The sequence below is a fragment of the Aetokthonos hydrillicola CCALA 1050 genome (assembly GCF_017591665.1).
Lineage (GTDB): Bacteria > Cyanobacteriota > Cyanobacteriia > Cyanobacteriales > Nostocaceae > Aetokthonos > Aetokthonos hydrillicola.
This window is the reverse complement of the sequence record NZ_JAAKGC010000009.1, coordinates 1-18,738: the sequence shown is the minus strand read 5'-3', so window position 1 is coordinate 18,738 and position 18,738 is coordinate 1. Positions and strand designations below refer to the sequence as shown.

13 protein-coding genes and 1 pseudogene are annotated in these 18,738 nt (G+C 41.5%); 10 read left to right on the top strand and 4 right to left on the bottom strand.

All coding sequences use genetic code 11. The features are described from left to right. The first annotated feature begins 137 nt into the window (after positions 1-137). The 4 genes from G4P69_RS06520 (at position 138) to G4P69_RS06505 (ending at position 3,878) form a co-directional block, all read left to right on the top strand. The gene (locus G4P69_RS06520; protein ID WP_208348853.1) at positions 138-563 is read left to right on the top strand and encodes a DUF4142 domain-containing protein; all 426 of its coding nucleotides are present in this window, start codon (positions 138-140) and stop codon (positions 561-563) included. Further along, positions 484-792, top strand: a complete 309-nt coding sequence (locus G4P69_RS06515) for a DUF4142 domain-containing protein (RefSeq protein WP_208348906.1) — start codon at positions 484-486, stop codon at positions 790-792. Before G4P69_RS06520 ends, G4P69_RS06515 begins: the two co-directional genes overlap by 80 nt. Before the next feature lie 900 nt (positions 793-1,692). Next, complete coding sequence (locus G4P69_RS06510) at positions 1,693-2,718, top strand: AI-2E family transporter (RefSeq protein WP_208348850.1); 1,026 nt, start codon at positions 1,693-1,695, stop codon at positions 2,716-2,718. Positions 2,719-2,948: 230 nt separating this feature from the next. Then, positions 2,949-3,878: an NADP-dependent oxidoreductase gene (locus G4P69_RS06505; RefSeq protein ID WP_208348847.1), complete on the top strand. Its 930-nt coding sequence runs from the start codon at positions 2,949-2,951 to the stop codon at positions 3,876-3,878. A gap of 12 nt (positions 3,879-3,890) precedes the next feature. On the opposite strand, the gene G4P69_RS06500 is transcribed toward G4P69_RS06505, so the two are convergent. Then, positions 3,891-4,589 carry a DUF4396 domain-containing protein gene (locus G4P69_RS06500; RefSeq protein ID WP_208348845.1) on the bottom strand — a complete coding sequence of 233 codons (699 nt, stop codon included), beginning with the start codon at positions 4,587-4,589 and terminating at the stop codon, positions 3,891-3,893. Between the two features lie 1,256 nt (positions 4,590-5,845). On the opposite strand from G4P69_RS06500, the gene lepB reads away from it, so the two are divergent. After that, positions 5,846-6,418, top strand: coding sequence for a signal peptidase I (gene lepB, locus G4P69_RS06495; protein WP_208348842.1), 573 nt, complete (start codon positions 5,846-5,848; stop codon positions 6,416-6,418). A 41-nt stretch (positions 6,419-6,459) separates the two neighbouring features. Next, positions 6,460-7,734, top strand: a complete 1,275-nt coding sequence (locus G4P69_RS06490; protein ID WP_208348839.1) for an HhoA/HhoB/HtrA family serine endopeptidase — start codon at positions 6,460-6,462, stop codon at positions 7,732-7,734. A gap of 97 nt (positions 7,735-7,831) precedes the next feature. Here the strand turns inward: G4P69_RS06490 and G4P69_RS06485 are convergent, their stop codons facing one another. The 3 genes from G4P69_RS06485 to G4P69_RS06475 form a co-directional block, all read right to left on the bottom strand. Beyond that, complete coding sequence (locus tag G4P69_RS06485; protein WP_208348836.1) at positions 7,832-9,391, bottom strand: Na+/H+ antiporter; 1,560 nt, start codon at positions 9,389-9,391, stop codon at positions 7,832-7,834. Between the two features lie 141 nt (positions 9,392-9,532). Beyond that, positions 9,533-12,064, bottom strand: a complete 2,532-nt coding sequence (locus tag G4P69_RS06480; RefSeq protein WP_208348895.1) for a chloride channel protein — start codon at positions 12,062-12,064, stop codon at positions 9,533-9,535. Positions 12,065-12,322: 258 nt separating this feature from the next. After that, a complete protein-coding gene (locus tag G4P69_RS06475) occupies positions 12,323-13,708 on the bottom strand; it encodes a sensor histidine kinase (RefSeq protein ID WP_208348833.1) in 1,386 nt (461 codons plus the stop codon). Positions 13,709-13,789: 81 nt separating this feature from the next. Between G4P69_RS06475 and G4P69_RS06470 the strand changes: the two genes are divergently transcribed. The 4 genes and pseudogenes from G4P69_RS06470 to G4P69_RS06455 all read left to right on the top strand — a co-directional run bounded on the left by G4P69_RS06470 (position 13,790) and on the right by G4P69_RS06455 (position 18,735). Next, on the top strand, positions 13,790-14,464 hold the full coding sequence (locus G4P69_RS06470; RefSeq protein ID WP_208348824.1) for a response regulator transcription factor: 675 nt from the start codon (positions 13,790-13,792) through the stop codon (positions 14,462-14,464). 434 nt (positions 14,465-14,898) lie between these two features. Further along, positions 14,899-16,332, top strand: a complete 1,434-nt coding sequence (locus G4P69_RS06465; RefSeq protein ID WP_208348822.1) for a glycosyltransferase — start codon at positions 14,899-14,901, stop codon at positions 16,330-16,332. Positions 16,333-16,406: 74 nt separating this feature from the next. After that, positions 16,407-17,174, top strand: coding sequence for a sucrose-phosphate phosphatase (locus G4P69_RS06460; RefSeq protein ID WP_208348819.1), 768 nt, complete (start codon positions 16,407-16,409; stop codon positions 17,172-17,174). A 549-nt stretch (positions 17,175-17,723) separates the two neighbouring features. Further along, a pseudogene (locus G4P69_RS06455) lies at positions 17,724-18,735 on the top strand (mechanosensitive ion channel family protein). Positions 18,736-18,738: the final 3 nt, after the last annotated feature.

Here is an 18,738-nt window from a genome sequence, read left to right as displayed (position 1 = left end):
CGAAAATAGGATATCGGTGGTGTTACAGATTTGTGATTTGAAACTACTAAGTTTAAACAAGTATCAATCTGAATTAATAGCAAATTTGAAACACTACCCATAAGCTCGAAAAAACTTTAACCTGTAAGGAAAGAGCAATGATTAAACAAGGATTAGCTACCTTATTAGCCACAGGAGCATTTCTCTATGTAGGAGGAAAAACCTTAGCACAACAAACTACCCCTATACAAAATACCTCGGGGCAGTCTAACCAAACTCAGACAACTCCAATCAGCTCAAACACTAAGCAGTTTTTGAATAAAACTGCTCAAGATAGCGCCTATGAGTTGGCATCAGCAGAACTTGCTCTGCAAAGAGCTCAGAGTCCGCAGGTAGCACAGGTAGCTCTCCACATATTTAATGACCATGCCCAGTTTCAAAGAGCATTGCTAGAGCTAGCCCGTCAGCATAATATGAGTGTGCCAGTTGATTTAAGCAAACAGGATCGGAGTCGACTGGAGAATTTATCCCACACACAAACAAGGTACAGCCTTCGATCAGGCATACACTCAAGAGCTAGCTAAGTCAAATGCCAGTAGCGTATCTGAGTTTCAGCGTCAAGCTACTACGACAAAAAGCCAGGATGTGCAAGCCTTCATCAGAAATTTTTTACCTACACAACAGCAGCATTTACAACTAGCTCAAGCGGCAAATAATGGCGGTAGTATTACTGAAAGTGGTGGGAATGGGAGTAGCCCTGGCACCAACAGTAACACCAGTGGTTCCAATACAAATGGCAGCACAGGCCAGTGAAATAAAGATGTGTGGCAGTAGCTAGGTGTCGTTAAGTGCAGGCTTTACATGAGTACTTTATATTGAGGCTTAAACTCTCAGTTTTTTGTACAGCAAGATCTATAAATAAATTTTTGTAGTGCAAATATACTGAAGAAGTTTAAATTGCAAGTAGACATTTTTAATAGCCTGCTGTACTTCAACTTAGTTTGATTAAATACAGCAGGATTTTGCTACACGGGATATAATTATTAATCACAAAGTACATCAAACTTTTGAGAAACTTTTCCACCATCTGTAAAGGCTAGAAACACCGAAAATCGTGAAAATTTGCGCCGAGTTAAAATTTGGTGGCACGACAAAACAGGCTAGAGTCAATTTCAACTCTAAACAAAATAATAGTAAATACCCTGACCTAGGCTGGTCTTATTTCAAACAATCTTCTGACCAGGATAGTAGCATTGCTACTTGACTAATATAGTAACCATCAAAGCCCAGAACCACGCTCATTCGCAGGCTTAAGAACACTATTGTTAATCCGGTTTTAGCTGCCAGGGTAATTCTATTATAAAAGTTTCTCTACATAAGTAACGGGCGGCGAACGCCGCCAGTGGGGGTGATCCTAAGTTAAGCTTAATTACAGAACTTGACAACAAGCAAAAATGCTCCATATAGATTCCAGTATTAGCGATCGCTTTGCAACAAAGCCAAAAAGAAGTTAACAAAATATTCCTCCGGCTAGAGAATGAACTCTTAGCTATGCGAGATATTTAATAATAAAAGAGGCAATAGGTTACCTAACTCAGTACCACTTGCGGCTATCAAAAATCACTCAAACTTAACAACCTCGGCTTTTCTACTATTTTTAGTCAACATCGCACTTTCCAGGGGCAGGACTTATAGCCAAAGTTTTTAGATAACATGTCAGACAATAGGAACAAAAATAGTTTAAAAGACCGGCTTACCCAAGGCGCTCCCCTAACGTTTTGGTTGGTGGTGATAGCGTATATTCTCTACAGATTGGTACTGGTTTTAGAGATAGTTGCTGTTGCAGGGCTTTTGGCATTGGTTATGCAAATGAGTTTGGAGTGGCTACAAAGAATTGTCAAGGTGCGTTCGATAGCAGTACTGATAATGTTAGGCTTGGTTGTAGGGTTCGGGGCATTTATTGGGCTGGTGCTGATACCGAACTTCATTGTTGAAACTCAGGTTTTGCTTCAGCAATTACCAAATTATGTAGATTATCTGAGGAACTTTGTTGCAAGCCTTCACAATAAATGGAGTTTTGTCTCTAATTTCACCTTGGGTTTAGATCAGTTAAGGAATTATCTAGGACGAATAATTACTTCATTTCCTTTAGTGCTAAGTAATACATTTAATCAGACTGTTCAAGCAATAGGCACAGTCATTTTAGCCATATACATGGCAACAAATCCCAGTTCTGTACTTGAAGGAATCCTACGGTTAATACCACGCAGATACCATGATCAATTCTTGAGGTTGCTACCTGCTATACGAGTTCGGCTTCAAGGTTGGATATTCGGTGTGGGAATAGCAATGGTATTTGTTGGTGTAGGGGCTGGAGTTGGACTATATTTTATTGGAATCCCGTTGTTTATATCCTTTGGCTTCTTTGCCGGAATACTAGAAATTATTCCCTACTTTGGCTCAATTATTGGCACGCTTCTACCGGCGCTCATAGCTTTGACAATCCCTCACGGCCAAACAAAGGTATTGTTAGTCTTGGCGTTATTTTTGGTATTGAATCAAGTAGATGCACACATAATCCAGCCCCTAATTGTGGGTAAACAGGTGGATTTGAATCCAGTAATTGTTATTATTGCTTTTCTCGTAATGGGTGAGTTGTTTGGATTAGTAGGTGTGTTATTGGCAGTACCAGCGGCAGCAATTTTTGTCACTCTCATAGATGAGTTTAGCCCCGATTAGCCGCTAGAGAAACCGCTATCAAAACCGGAATTGCACCAAGAGTGTACCTTGAGTACTGGCGACTGAAGGCGCACAGGTCGCTACTATTGCCCGCCATCAAGAACAACAGTTATTTATGATATCACGCAAGCCCCACATGTGAATGTTAATGAGATCCTGATAAGACCAACACAACAAGAGCACTGATTCGGATATCATCAAACATGACAGAAATTTATAGGAGGTAGGAGATGCCAAAAGCAGTGCGCTTTGACCACTACGGGAATGTAGATGTTCTTAAAGTTATCGATGTTCCAAAACCATCGCCTAGCCCTGGTCAAGTACTGGTTCGTGTGGTCACCGCCGGTACTAACCCTGGAGAGATTGCTATACGAGAAGGCAAACTTGACAAAATGTTTCCCTCAACATTCCCCTCAGGTCAAGGGACAGACTTCGCTGGGGTGGTTGCTGAACTGGGCGACGGTGTAACTGCTCCTAGTGTAGGTACGCCAGTCATCGGCTGGTCGAACAAGCGCTCAGCCCAGTCAGAGTTTGTTGCTGTTCCTGCTGAGCAACTGGTTGTCAAGCCTGAATCCCTGGACTGGGATGTAGCTGGATCCCTTTTCGTTATCGCATCGACGGCGATGGCTTCTGTCTCTGCTGTTAAGGCTCAGCGTGGAGAAACAATTCTAGTGTCTGGTGCCTCCGGTGGGGTAGGATCGCTCACTGTGCAGCTGGTTCTGCGTACAGGGGCTTCTGTCGTCGGTACTGCCGAACAGTCGCACCATGACTGGTTGCGCTCAATAGGTGTGACACCAGTCGACTACAAAAATGATCTGCGTGAGAATCTGATCCGTGTTGCTCCAAGCGGCTTTGATGCTGTGATTGACACTGTGGGTCATGGGTATGTTGATTTAGCAATTAATATGGGTATCGATCCGGATCGGATCAATACCATTATCGATTTCGCTGCAGCAGACAAGCACAAAGTTCATACTGACGGGAGTTCAAAGGGTGAGTCTAGTGACGTTCTGGCTAAAGTCGCTGGGTTGATCGCAGACGGGGAGTTACAGGTTCCTGTGGCTGCGGTGTATGACCTCAAAGACGTGCGTCAGGCATATACCCAGTTAGCCGAGGGGCATACAGGTGGTAAGATTGTGCTTCGGGTTTCAGCACCGTAACTGATGAGCTGCTTACATCAATTCCTTAATGTTTTGATTAAGCAGCCACCAGTTAACCGGATAGCTGGTGAGAAAGCCGCAGACCATGCCGATCTGCATCATAAACCAGAACACGGGATTGTTTGGGCGTAATGTTTCTGGGGAAAAAAGAATAAACAGTGCGATCGCCATCCAGCCATACATTCCGATTTGCCACGCTGTTAATGAAAGAGTATCTGCTTTCACCGCAGCTTTTAGACCATCAATCATCGAAAGTCCGCGCATCGGTTGGATAGTGAAGTATTGAAAAGCAATCCCAAGCATGAAAGCAAGAATATAATCTAATAACCAAGTGCCAGCCACATGGCTACCAAAGATAGCAAACGGCACAAAAAAAACGAACCATTCAGCACAAATATCTCCTAAAGTGCAACCACTACCGCAATGAGTTGCTCCGACAGCAACACTTTGCCAAAATGGCTTTTTCTTATTTGGAGGTTTTTCGCCTTGCTCTTTAGCTCTTTGAACTCGCTGTTTAGCACTCAAGCGACCCACTTTGTAGTAGCCATAAAGCCCTAGTGGTCCTGACCATAAAGCTGTGACTGGCCAAACGACCTGCATTATCCACATATTTTGTGGATTTTTGGTAAAAATATCAATAGCAATGATTAAAAAGCAGATTCCAGCAGTGACTAATGAGACAATTGCAAGGTCGTAAAGCCATTGGGGCATTTTATTAGTCTCCTATGAGCTAGAAATATATTGAAAAATTAATACAGGTAGGTTTACACATTCTAAGCGCAGAAGGTGATTCCGCTTCATTTTACGGCGACAAAACTGGACTGCGGTGAAGCCAAGCCGCGCCATGTCCATAATGCCCAATGTTCAACTCCTACATATTAGCGCGGCGGGAGCGCACGCTGGAAAGGGAGTTAAACACCCACCATAAAGTGTTCATATTGTTCGGTTTTATTCATGTTTCACCTAACCCAACCTAATATCTCAAATTCAAAACGGTATTAGTTGTCTAAGCGGCTGAAATATTAGAGTAAAAGCATCTAACTTAGGCTTGATAATTTCGCCGCTAATCAAACGTAACAGTGTAATTATATTCTTCCCATTTCCTAGTTTCAATCCAGAAAAAGGTAAAGTTAAGTGGCTGTTTTTGCCTATCAATAACAGAAATATCTACAAAATAGACTCATAACTTTGTGGAAGTAGAAGGCGTATCTTTATACCCTAATTTAAGATGATTTCCTTTGTTTAGGCTATAACTTCAAACTCATTGAAGAAGGCAGAAGTACGTTCGCGTAGCGTCTCCGTAGGAGAAGGCAGAGGGCAGAAGGTTCCTTACGTTAGGGGATTCGACCCCAACCGAAAGGGTGCAACTTAAGGAAGTTGGGGTCTTAAACCCTTGTTCCCTCCGCAGATCGGGCTCCAGATCTGGAGGCAGAATTCCCTTCTGCCTTCTGCCTTCTGCCTCCTGCCCTCTGCCTTTCCCGATAATAATTCTATCTAATGGACGAGGCTTTTTTTATATCTAAAGAAAGACTTTGATTTCATTTCAATTTCATTTTAATGTATCATTAATTGAATTATGTATACTCTGTACATAAAAACTTGACACGGCTTATTTATGAAGAAGAGTTCAGGAGTCAGGACTCAGAATGATAAATACTGGTTAAAACCACGCGTTAACTTGCTGCTCTGCGAAACTTTTACTAAAACACCATCCCTTTATAGGCGATGCATTCTGACTCCTGTATTCTGACTTCTGACTCCTTTTTATTGTCAGAATTAGAATTTTATCTTTATAGGCTTTTAATACGATTATTTATCATAGTAGTGATATCCTCCTTTAGTAAGATTACCTTATATTCAATAATTTGACACAGTTTATTCATAGTTATGCAACATTAAGTTGCTATTTTAAAAATGTGGGCTTCACAAAAGACGAATTAATTTTTTGAATTATAAAATTTGTCGTTATGGTCAAAAAAAGTCTTCAGCCTCATTTTTGGTTTGAGGGTTTAAAAACTGTTGGATTAAGTTTAATTATTGCGTTCGGAATTAGAGCCTTTGTTGCCGAAGCTCGTTATATTCCTTCCGGTTCAATGGAGCCTACTCTCCAAATTAATGATCATCTCGTGATTGACAAAATCAGCTATGACTTTGAAAACCCGCAAAGAGGCGACATTATTGTGTTTAATCCCACAAAAACACTTTTAGAAGAAGATTATCACAGCGCTTTCATTAAAAGAATCATCGGTTTACCAGGAGAAAAAGTTGAGGTGAAGAATGGAGTACTATATATTAATGAGCACCCTTTAAAAGAGAAGTATATTGCTGCCAAACCGGACTATCAATGGGGCCCGGTGATTGTACCGCCTGATTCGTATGTAGTTTTAGGGGACAATCGTAACAATAGCTACGACAGTCATTATTGGGGGTTTGTTCCTCGCCAAAACATTATAGGTAGAGCAATTATCCGCTACTGGCCTATAAGCCGCATTGCAGAATTGGATCAAAAACCTCAAGTCTTATTTGCAAAGACTAATTAGCATAAGTAAAATCACTTAAAATCAAAGATTTTTTGAGAAAAATGAAACACGATCAACAGGATTTAGAAAGGGATCTTAGGTTATCCGACAATAAGCAACCAATTGATAGGCGTTCGACTTTACCGAAATCTGCTACTAATTTGTTGATGTTCTTATTGGGGGCGGGAATTGCAATATTAGCAAGTTATTTAGTATTCCACAATCAACAACCCCCTAAGCAATCTGTCGGTAATGTCTCAACGTCTGCACCAGTCTCCGCGCCAAATCCTGCAATGGCTCCTTCCACTACGGCGATAACACCTGCTGCTAACTCAATAGCTAATATAGTTAAGCAAGTAGGACCAGCAGTCGTGCGGATTAACTCGACAAAAACTGTAACTAGTAAATTACCTGAAGAGTTTAGCGATCCGTTTTTCCGTCAATTTTTTGGTTCTGACATCCCAAATCAACCTTCTCGTCAAATAGTTAGAGGGATTGGTTCTGGTTTTATTATCAATGCTGATGGCCAAATCCTGACCAATGCTCATGTTATTGATGGTGCAGATAGGGTGACGGTAACTTTAAAAGATGGTCGTACTTTTCAAGGAAAAGTCTTAGGCGAAGATACTGTGACAGATGTGGCTGTGGTCAAGATACCATCTGAGAATTTACCAACAATGACGTTAGGTAATTCGGATCAACTGCAACCGGGAGATGAGGCGATCGCGATCGGCAATCCTCTCGGACTTGATAACACTGTAACTTCAGGGATCATCAGTGCAAAAGGGCGTACAATTTCTGATAAACGAGTCGATTTTTTACAAACCGACGCAGCGATCAATCCTGGTAACTCTGGTGGACCGCTACTTAATAGTCAAGGACAAGTTGTTGGGATAAATACAGCAATTATTCAGGGTGCTCAAGGTATTGGCTTTGCGATTCCGATAAATACAGCTAAACGTATTGCAAATCAATTGATAGCTAACGGTAAAGTTGAACATGCTTACGTGGGAATTGAAATGGTAACCCTTACCCCGCAAGTTGAAAAAGCCATCAACAGCGATCCTAATAGTGGCTTAACAGTACAATTAGATAGGGGCGTGTTAATTGCCAGAGTCTTACCTAATTCTCCAGCAGCTTCGTCAGGATTAAGGTCGGGTGATGTTATCCAAAAAATCGATGGTCAGACGATCACAGATTCGAGAAAGGTTCAGGAATTAGTTGACAGTAAATCTGTAGGTAGTAACCTGCAACTACAGCTAAACCGTACTGGACAAATCCTCAATCTCTCCCTACAAACCGCACCACTTCCAGCAAATACACAGCAAAGTGAGTGAGAAAATCTGGTTTTGGATCTCAAAACAGTGAACAGTTATCAGTGATCAACGCCTATGATGGGCGTGATAACTGATAATTGATAACTGTAAAAATTGCTCACTTGGGGTTAAGAAATTTTAGAAGAAAGGGTGAAAGTTCTTGGTTTAACCGACCTAAGCGAATAAATTCGGCATAGGTATCTACTTCAGTCATCAGTAGTTCATCCACCAGTTGTTCTGTCACAAAGTTTCCTAGATTGGGGAACTCTTCTTGTAGTTGGTCAACTTCTGCTGACAACTGCTTGATTTTCTCGTCCACTTGGGTTTCCAAGTAGCTGCAAAACTCTGGTTCGATTCCAGGGCGTTTATCTATCTGCGATAGGTGTTGCTGGACACGATTTAGAGCAGCCTGACGAGCAACTAATTCTAAATACCGCTGACGCAATGGTTGATCGCCAATTAACTGTAACTTTTCTAATAAAGGTTGAATAGTTAATCCCTGCACAAGTAGCGTAAACAGCACGCTGCCAAAGACAGTAGCAATTACTGCTCCTCGCTCTGGTATACTGATCGGCACACTCAATGCCAAAGCAATGGAAACAGCTCCCCGTAACCCACCCCACCAAAGCACCGTTTGCTTTCTTACAGAAATCTGGGAGTTGGCAAAGCGATTGCTGAGAAAGCCCAAAAAGTAGATAGCGATCGCGCGTGTCAAAATCATTCCCGCAACTGTAGTTGCTATTATTCCCAAATTGTCTCTGAGAAGCGTAAAGCGAATTTGGTCGCCAATCACCAGGAAGATAATCGAGTTGACAAAAAACGCTAGAAATTCCCAAAAATCACTAACAACCAGCCGTGTACGCGCGCTCATCCCAATACGAGAGCCAAAGTTACCTAGAATTAGGCTTGTGGTAACAACTCCAATCACCCCAGAACCACCTAGATCGTCAGTAATGAGATAAGCACCATAAGCGGAAACTAGAGTAAAAGACTGCTCGACTAATGGTAGATCGAAGCGTTGGGTAAGGTAGGAAATACCAAATCCAATTAAACCACCCACCGCAATACCAATGCCAACAACTTTAACAAACTGAACTAAAATTGGTTGTAATGCCAATTCAGCATTTCCTAAGGACGACGTAACTAAAAAACCAAAGGAAACGACTGCCATACCATCGTTGAATAAACTCTCACCTTCCATCAAAGTTATGAGGCGCTTTGATGTTCCGAGTTCTCGAAATAATGCCGTGACAGATATGGGATCAGTCGCAGAAAGACAGGCTCCAATCAGCAAAGCAGCAGAGAGTGAAAGCCCTGTTATTTGATTCAACCCGATTGCCACTCCGGCAATGGAGATAACGACCCCAATAACAGCATACAGACAAATTGGCAGCATATCCCGCTTTAAATCTGCCCATCTCAAATTCCAAGCAGCTTCAAACAACAACGGTGGCAAAAAAATCGACAAAATTAAGCTCGGGGAAAGATACACCAATCTAACATCTGCCAATGCGAGCAGTAGCCCCACAATAACTAGCAGCAGGGTATAGGGAATATGACGCAACCAGCTAAAAACCCGCGTTAGCGTTGCCACACCCAAGGAAACCGAAAGCACTAAAAGAAATTGCTTCAGATTTGCTTCAACTGCGGCTCCTTCCACTGCTGATTCAATCGCCATGCTAAAATCACCTCTAAAATTATGGGTTTATCCTAATAACCATTGGAATTTTCAATGATTTTTCAGTCATTCTTTATTTATACCCGAGTTTTCCACGCATCTTTAAATAAGGTATTCGTATTCATATTCATATTATTATTCTCAAATAGCAGATGCTGCACGTACCAAAATTACAGTTTGATTACTATTACGAGAGATGGTTGCTGGGATGTTACCATGCACGACTTGCGACAACATCCGCTCACGAGAAGCTCCTAAAACAATTACATCACTACGGTTGTGCTTCGCACAATCCAAGATAGCTTCGGAAACAGAATTTGCATTAACTGCAGAAATTGTTACTAAACCATTAATTTGTTGTTCCAGGAAATTAGCAGCTTTTTCGAGATTCGTTGTATCTCGTTTGGCTTGATCTGGTTCAAAGACTTGACATAACTTGACTGTTGGGGTTTTACTCAGTGAGGTCAGCGCCGGGAGCAATTGAATTGCCTGTCGAGCATTAGAACCACCCGCTATCGGTACCAACCAGCGTTCAAACTGGCTATACTCATTAAGCTTAACTAAAACAATATCACAGGCTGCTTGCCGGATCACTGCATCTACCACACGACTAAAGACCCTTCCCGGTGTGACTGTGCTACCTTTCCAACCCATTAACACCAAGTTAACATGGCGGTCTTTGATGGTTTGCAGAACTGCTTGTGACAAGTCGTGGGCAACTCGAATTTGGGTATGAACTGGGATATTGTGTTTACGCCCTAAACGCACCGCTTGTCTTAGTAAACGTATACTTGCACTGATGCTTACTTGTGTTTCTGCAAGAATCCTGTGACGGGGGACAACTATAATATGTAGACATTCTATTTCATAGTGGCGATCGCGAGCAATCACCATAGCCATTTCTAACAACATACCTGCTGTCTTCGGATTGCTCAACGGTAAGAGTAAACGTCCCCGTCCAGTTTCCGGCGCTTTAGTATGGTAAACTACATGTGACGGTTCGGGTTTGGAACTTGGAAAGTCTTCAGAAGCATTTAAATAGTCAGCTTCGGCTCGAATAATATCACCACGAGTAATAATACCCACCAAACGCCTTCCTTGTACAACTGGTAAACAGTTGATGCTATAACGGTTAAGCAAGTGTAGAACATGAGTAAGGGTATCATCTGGACGAGCAGTTATCGGCTCTGGGGCCATCACTTCTGCCACCGTGGGGTTATTATTCAGGCCTGTTTTAGAGGGATTTGTGATATCTCTTTGGGTTAAGATCCCCACTAGTTGACCGTCTTCTAGTATTGGAAAGTGACGGTGGGAAGATTGGGAAAATGCCTGCAATGCCTCATCCAGACTCATCGTACTTGTCAGGGTTTCCACACGGCGCTGCATAACATTCGCTGCGGTTAGCTGCATCCATGGTGCTTGAGAGGTAGCTTCTTTTGATAAATGAATTCCCTTAAACTCCAACAAGTGGTCGTATAATGATCCTTCTTCTAAAGCTTCCGCTACTAAATAAGCAGTCACTGATACAATCATTAAGGGTAAAACTAAATTAAAGTCCGTGGTCATCTCAAACACGATGATGACTGCTGTAATTGGGACTCGCGCTACTCCACAAAAAAACGCTCCCATCCCCACCCGCGCATAGGTTGTTGCCAAACCTAAAGCTAGCAAGTTGTGTGATAAAGTTCCGACCAAATAACCCAAAGCTGCTCCCAACCCTAATGTTGGAACCAGTAATCCAGCAGGCGCACCAGAAGCATAGGTAAATAGAATGAGCAGAAACTGAACCCAAAAAACCAGTGCTACCAACTGCCAGTTTGCTTCACCCGTCAACAGTAGTTCCCGTAATCCAGCATTATCACGGAATACTAAGGGTAGGCTAGCCAGTGCCAATCCTGTCACCAATCCTGCTAATCCCATTCGCCAGGGTAAGCTGATTTTGAGAAACCGACGCCTTAACTCCAAACACGCAATAATCCCGCGATTAAAGAGTATTCCCCCTGCTCCTGCCAAAATTCCTAACAACAAGTAAAAAGGAATCTCTAATGCATCAAAGCTGGTGTTGGGAGTTGCTAAATGCAGATTTAAATCTAAACTACGGGTGCCACAAATACGAGCAACAACAGAACCAATAAACGAAGCCAGGATGGCAGTTCCTAAAGTGATGTCAGAAACATCTTGCAAAAGTTCTTCAACGACAAACAGTACCCCAGCAATTGGAGCATTGAAAGCAGCAGCTAGTCCTGCACCTGCTCCAGCAGCGATTAACTGACGACGGTGTTCGGGTGAGGTGGGAAACCAGCGGCTAAGCTGATTGGCTAAAGCTGCCCCAATTTGAACCGTTGGTCCTTCACGCCCCAAAGGTATACCAGATGCTAGCACCAGCGTTGCACCGACTAATTTCACCAAGGCAATTCGGAAGTTGAGGGGCATAGGTACCTTTGCCAACACTGCTTTTACCTCAGACATACCGCTGCCAGCCGCTTCAGGAGCAATGCGCTCTACCAACCATCCTGCGAGAAATCCACCTGATACGCCAATTATCGGCAGCGTTAATAAAGCAGGTAACAAGTGAGATACGTGCTGTCTCCAGCCACCCAACCATCCCACACCTTGCCCTAACAAGACAGAGGCTAGTCCAGAAACCAAACCAATTAGACAAGCTTGCAGCATGGCAAGAGGCTTAGGACGGGAAACTCTATGAGATAAGCGCTTCCAAAGAATTCGCCCCCTTAGGTGTGATAGCTTCACCCATTTGGTTCGGATAAATTTTACCACATCAACATAAAAAAGTTACTTATATTTTTTATGCTAAGAAATAATTGTGGAAATCTTGAGGAGAAACCGGGTAAAAGTCGGGTAGATCATCATAAATGTCTTTCAAAAGATAGAATTTTGCCTCCCCCTTTGGTAGTTTGAAAATTTCTTTTTTCACAATCCCTTAGCAACTTCTGTTAAGCTTTGAGCAATTCTGATAGTAAATTTTGTACCTAACCCCACTTGACTTTTTACATCAATTTCTCCTTGATGCAAATCCAAGCATTTTTTTACCACAGCCAAACCGAGTCCTGTCCCAACAATTTTACCAACATTATCACCTCTACGGAAGGGCTCATACAGATACTTTTGAAATTCTAGACTAATCCCAACTCCTTCATCTTCTAACTCAAAAATAACTACTTTTAGTTCCCTACGTAAAGTCAACTGAATTGTTCCCCCTTCAGGTGAATACTTAATCGCGTTTGAGAGTAAGTTACTGAGAATTGAATAAAGCAATTTTTCATCTAATTTGGCGTGAGTGAAGTTACATTTACTAACAAACTTAATCTGATGCTTTGGATTGATACTGAATTTGATATCTTCTATCAAATTAATACAAAATGCTTCTACATCAATAATTTCTGGTTGAAATTTAAGTTTTCCTGCATCTGCTCTACTTAAAGTTAAAATATCTGTCAGCATTTGATTCATTGATCTGGAAGCAGATTGAATTCGGTGCAAATTTTTGATTTTTTTTTCTTCTGTCCACTGCTGGTCGCTTTCAGATAATAATTGAGCAGAGCCTAAAATAATACTTAAAGGTGTACGAAATTCATGGGACACCATTGAAAAGAAATTCAGCTTCAGTTCACTTAATTCTTTTTCTTTAGCCAAAGCTAGTCGCATAGCTTCAGATTGCTGGCGCTTAACCATTTGTTGGTAAAGTACTGCAAAAACGCTTAACAAGATTGTAAAAGTCAGTAAAGTACTACCAAATTCAACAAACATCCGATTACGGATACTATATTGAGATTTTCTTACCCAGATCTGTAATAAGTCTTGTTCTCTATTTTCCATCCTAGCTAGAGTCTTACCAATTTCACTGCGATTATGGTTGATTTTTTGAATCAATGAACCTTGCAAAGTTAGGCTTAATTGACCCGATTGATAAAGGTCTAAAAACTGTCTGGAAAGCTCACCTCTTTGAACTATCAAAGATTTCAGTTTAATTAGTAGTTGTTGTTGACTGTAATTATCAGCAACCTGCTTTTCTAATGTTTCGACTTTAGCATCCAAGCTGTTCATCGCCTGCTCGTAACGTTTGAGTTCTAGGTGATTTCCAAACAGAATGTAACCCCGTCGTCCAGCATCAGCATCGTTCAATGTAGCAAAGACATCTGTAATGTCTTTTAGAGCTTCATGGGTACGCTTTACCTTATCGCCGCTCTGAATTAGCTGAGTAGCATTTTGGTAAGAAATCATACTGACAACACCCATTAGCAGTAAGGATAACCCGAAAGCTCCAGCAATCCATTCCCGTTCTCGCCAACATTTCATAAATAATACTTAATTTAAGTTATCTTAAAGTTAATATTTTTGTGCTGCCTACTGTTTATTAAATTTAAAAATAATCTAACAATGCGCATTTTAGTAGTTGAAGATGATACTCAATTAGCGGAAATGCTGACAGAAGCGCTAACTGAGCGTCACTATGTTGTGAATGTTGCTGTAGATGGTGAGGAGGCTTGGAACTGTGTCAAGGTGGGTGTGTATGACTTGGTTGTACTAGATATTACTCTACCGAAATTAGACGGTGTGAGTTTGTGCCAAAAGCTGCGTTCTCATAACTCTGCCTTACCCATCCTCATGCTAACAGCCCGCGATACACTCGCAGATAAGATAATTGGTTTGGACGCTGGGGCTGATGACTACATGACAAAACCTTTTGAAATGCCAGAGCTAATGGCGCGGATTCGCGCTATGTTGCGACGTGGCAGTGTTACAGCGTCGGCAAACCTTTGCTGGGGAGGTCTGCATTTAAATACCAGCACCTATGAAGTTACTTATGCAGATAAACCCCTGCACCTTACGCCAAGAGAATACACCCTCTTAGAACTGCTGGTTTCTAACGGTCGCAGGGTACTGACTCGGGGAGGAATTATTGAGCGAATTTGGTCACTGGAAGATCCACCCAGCGAAGAAACTGTTAAATCTCATATCAAAGGTTTACGTCATAAACTCCGAGAAGTTGGCGCTCCTGATGATTTTATTGAAACAGTTTACGGCTTGGGCTATCGACTGAAGCAGCTTTAGGCGCTTCTTCTAAGAGAAGCCCGCACCTACCCGAAGGGAGGTGTGTGGAGTCGTCACTTCATAGTGTTATCTACCCGACTTTTACCTGATTTCTCCCCGATATTTCTACAACTGAGCCTTAAACTCATATTTAAGATAACTCCTCGAAACACTACACAGTATAATTCCTCAAAGTTGGAAGATTAGATTTGCTTTGAGGAATTTTAATTTTAACGGGCAAACATTATGGAACAATATCGCCTACTTAACTTAGACAGAACATCTTTGACTGATTGTTACTCATCTGCCCGATTTCTGCTCACTTTCTCCCCAGCTTTTATACTTTTGGGGGATAAGCTAAGGTCGTGTCAGAGTTAACTTAGGGAGACCATTCAAATTTTACTGACTAACTAAATCCATCACCTTTGAATTGCTTACTTTAAGGTTTAAACCTAATGGTTGCTAGTCTTTATCCTCTGAATTTCATGAAATCATCAAAAAGTCCTGCAACTTATTCGACAAATAGTAAGCCTTTTTACGCACTTCTTTCGGTTGATAGTGATCCTTCCCTGAAGATAGGTAAACAAGGAGCATGTGGAAAAAATATTTACGTGCGTGAATTGGGAATAGCACTAGCAAAACGCGGTTGCCAGGTCGATATATTTACTCGAACAGAAGACTCCAAGCAGGAAGAAATTCTGGAACTAACGCCTGGGTGTAACGTAATTCGTCTCACAGCAGGACCCAAAAAATTCATTACCAAGAACGATGTGTTTGAATATCTGCCGAAATTTGTCGAAGCCTGGCTTGACTTTCAACAGCGCACAGGACGTAAATATGCATTAATTCACACCAATTATTGGCTTTCTGGTTGGGTGGGATTGCAACTTAAGCATCGATTGAGGTTACCTCAAGTTCACACGTATCATTCTATAGGGGCAGTTAAATACCGTAATGTTGAAAATCCTCCTAAGATCGCTGTAATTCGACATGGTGTAGAGTTGGCCTGTTTAGAACAGGCAGATTGCGTTATAACTACTAGCCCTCAACAAGCTGAAGATCTGCGTGAGCTGATTTCGCAACACGGGCGCATCCAAGTGATTCCATTTGGTATTAACACCGACCGCTTTAGTATGGTCACTCAGGAACTCGCTCGCCAACAATTAGAAATTCCTCCGGATATCCGAATAATTTTATATGTAGGATGCTTTGATGCCAATGAGGGAATTGAAACTCTGGTAAAAGCTTGTACCAAATTACCCCAACCCTATAAACTCTACTTAGTTGTAAGTAGCCTCGAGAGCGTTGTAGACTGTCAAGAACAACAAAGAATTAGAGCCTTAGTTAATCAACTGGGGCTAGAAGAGGTTACACTTTTTATCGGTGACTGTTCGCACGAACAGTTACCGGCTTACTATGCAGCAGCAAATGTTTGTGTGGTGCCAACTCACTACGAAACCAATGGCTTAGTTGCTATTGAAGCAATGGCTTCTGGAACACCAGTAATTGCTAGCGATGTCGGTGAACTTCAGCATACTGTCGTGCATGGTACAACTGGATTACTTGTTCCTCCTGGTGACTCCGATACTTTAGCGCTTACAATTTGGAATGTATTTGAAAATCCAGAAATTTGGAAGTCTTACGGCACGTCTGGGCGAAGTTGGGTTCAGTCTTATTTCAGTTGTCAAGCCGTTGCAAGTCAAGTTCATAAACTCTATCAATCTTTGACTTTTTCAACGGTGGTTCAAGAATTAATTACATCGAAAAATTTCGCCTCTAATTTAGAAAATTATATACATAAATTATTAGAATCAAGGGCATTAAATTCCCACGAAATTGATGATCTCGAACAATTAGTTGAATCCCTATCCGAGGGCTTAATTACATAAATAAATAACTAGTTAATCTCGAAAATTAAGTCTTGCTATTATTTCTTACTTCCTTGACCAAACAGACTACGTATATGAAACTACTTTTTGTAACTGATTTAGACAACACTTTAGTTGGAAACGAACGAGCTACCACTATTTTAAATCAGCGGATGCGAATTATACGCGATCAGATTTACCTAGTCTACGCTACGAATTACTCCTATCTATATAGTTGCAAACTTATCAAAGAAGCAAAACTTTTACAACCCGATTACTTGATTACCAGCGTGGGTAGTGAAATTTATAAAGAGGGAGTTATTCTAGACCAGGAGTGGGCTGGTTATATCTCAAAAGATTGGGATGTGGAGACAATTTTGGCTATTGCTGGGCAATTTTCAGACTTAAAACCTCACCCCAAAATTGAACAAACCCCTTGGAGAATTAGCTTGTGTTTAGATAAGAACTCGTCGCTTTCAGTCATTGATGAGTTACGAGATTTATTAAACTTTTCTGGATTAAAAAATCAGATAATTTTTAGTAATGGGCGAAATGTTGATATTCTACCTGAATACAGTAATAAAGGTAATGCCACTGCCTATTTACAACAACTACTAAAAGTAATACCAGCTGACACGCTTGTTTGTGGTGACTCTGGAAATGACATCAGTTTATTTGAACAGTTAGCAATGGGAATTATTGTTAGTAATGCAGAGACTCAACTTCTGTCTTGGTATTACCGGAATCATTGTCCTTGGCACTATCTGGCTCAGTATCCTTACGCCGCAGGTATTATAGAAGGACTCCTTCATTTTGATTTATTCCCTGATAAAAGCTGGTGTTCTCTCCCTATTTTTAACTAACAAATTATTTTGACAATCACCTGAATTTTAACCTATACCGTTAATACTGGTGAATTCATAATACTTCCAAAATGAGCTACTCTCAATCCTTAATTTTTTGGGTCATGGGATTATTTTTAGAATATTTGGGAGCCTTTATGAAGAAGAATTTAGAAGTCAGGAGCCAGAATTCAGCATGAATTCTGAGTGACTGGCAGATGAATATTGGTTTAAAACCTCATCCTTTGTGAACGTGCGGAGGGATTGACAATGAGCGTTAAGACACCATCCCTTTATGGGTGATGTATTCTGACTCCTGACTCCTTTTTATGATATTTCAGGTAGCATTATTTATGCCTTGCTTAGTTATTTTATCATTTCGTCAATCTCAAACAAACTCACAATTGCTTCAGCAAGACGTAACTGTAGACAGAGGAGTTTGACAAATTTCTGTGCAAAAATAGTCCGCTAGGTAGGTCTCATAGGTTGATGCTTTACACAAAAGAAATCACCCTAAATCCCTAAGTACTTTGTAAAACTTTGTAAACTAGCGATAAGCAAATCATCATCATGAGTGCATACATATCAGCAGCTTGGGAAAAAGTTCATTCAATGATTATAGGGTTCACTGCACTGCTACCTAATATTTTACTGGCATTTATTGTCTTTGTAATATTTTTCTTAGCTGCCAGGGGATTTAAGAGAATAATCAAACGGTTAACTCTCAACCGACGCTACGCTAGAAATCTAGGATTGGTGCTGGGACGCTTGGCACAGGGGACGACAATTCTAGTGGGTCTATTTGTTTCTCTATCTATAGTGATTCCCTCCTTTAAAGCAGGTAGTCTGATACAATTGCTGGGAATCAGTGGCGTGGCAATTGGTTTTGCGTTTCGCGATATTTTACAAAACTTTTTAGCTGGTATTTTAATCTTGCTAACCGAACCGTTTCAAATTAACGACCAGATTGTCTTTAAAGATTTTGAGGGAACGGTGGAAAGTATCGAAACACGTGCTACAACAATCAGAACCTACGATGGTCGGCGAATTGTCATCCCGAACTCTGAGTTGTTCACTAACTCTATCACTGTGAATACTGCCTTTGACAATAGGCGATTGCAATACGATGTCGGTATTGGTTACGGTGACGATATCGACCAAGCTAAGGATCTGATAATGGAAGCTATACGTAGCGTAGATGAGGTATTAAATGACCCATCTCCTGATGTATTGGTGATGGAACTAGCTGGAAGTACTGTTAATATCCGTGCGCGATGGTGGATTAAGCCCCCGCGACGCGCAGATGATCTTGCCTCGCGCGATAAGGTACTATCAGCGATCAAGAAAAAGCTCGTCGAACACGGTGTTGACTTACCTTTTCCAACCCAACAGATTCTGTTCCACGACCAAACAGAGGAAACTGATGGAAACCGCTCGCTTCAACGTGAGGGCTGGCCTGGTGGTAAAGGTGAAGTGCCAAAACCGCGTGGTATTAGCGACTCACGCGCGATCACTTGCTCAAATGCGCTCCACTGATGATAGCAACGGTAAGACAAGTTCCCCCAAAGACAACGAAAAATGAAAA

Coding starts and splice junctions, on each gene's coding strand:
- G4P69_RS06520 (WP_208348853.1), top strand. CDS start 138: ATGATTAAACAAGGATTAGCTACCTTATTAGCCACAGGAGCATTTCTC.
- G4P69_RS06510 (WP_208348850.1), top strand. CDS start 1,693: ATGTCAGACAATAGGAACAAAAATAGTTTAAAAGACCGGCTTACCCAA.
- G4P69_RS06505 (WP_208348847.1), top strand. CDS start 2,949: ATGCCAAAAGCAGTGCGCTTTGACCACTACGGGAATGTAGATGTTCTT.
- G4P69_RS06500 (WP_208348845.1), bottom strand. CDS start 4,589: ATGCCCCAATGGCTTTACGACCTTGCAATTGTCTCATTAGTCACTGCT.
- lepB (WP_208348842.1), top strand. CDS start 5,846: ATGGTCAAAAAAAGTCTTCAGCCTCATTTTTGGTTTGAGGGTTTAAAA.
- G4P69_RS06490 (WP_208348839.1), top strand. CDS start 6,460: ATGAAACACGATCAACAGGATTTAGAAAGGGATCTTAGGTTATCCGAC.
- G4P69_RS06485 (WP_208348836.1), bottom strand. CDS start 9,391: ATGGCGATTGAATCAGCAGTGGAAGGAGCCGCAGTTGAAGCAAATCTG.
- G4P69_RS06480 (WP_208348895.1), bottom strand. CDS start 12,064: ATGCTGCAAGCTTGTCTAATTGGTTTGGTTTCTGGACTAGCCTCTGTC.
- G4P69_RS06475 (WP_208348833.1), bottom strand. CDS start 13,708: ATGAAATGTTGGCGAGAACGGGAATGGATTGCTGGAGCTTTCGGGTTA.
- G4P69_RS06470 (WP_208348824.1), top strand. CDS start 13,790: ATGCGCATTTTAGTAGTTGAAGATGATACTCAATTAGCGGAAATGCTG.
- G4P69_RS06465 (WP_208348822.1), top strand. CDS start 14,899: ATGGTTGCTAGTCTTTATCCTCTGAATTTCATGAAATCATCAAAAAGT.
- G4P69_RS06460 (WP_208348819.1), top strand. CDS start 16,407: ATGAAACTACTTTTTGTAACTGATTTAGACAACACTTTAGTTGGAAAC.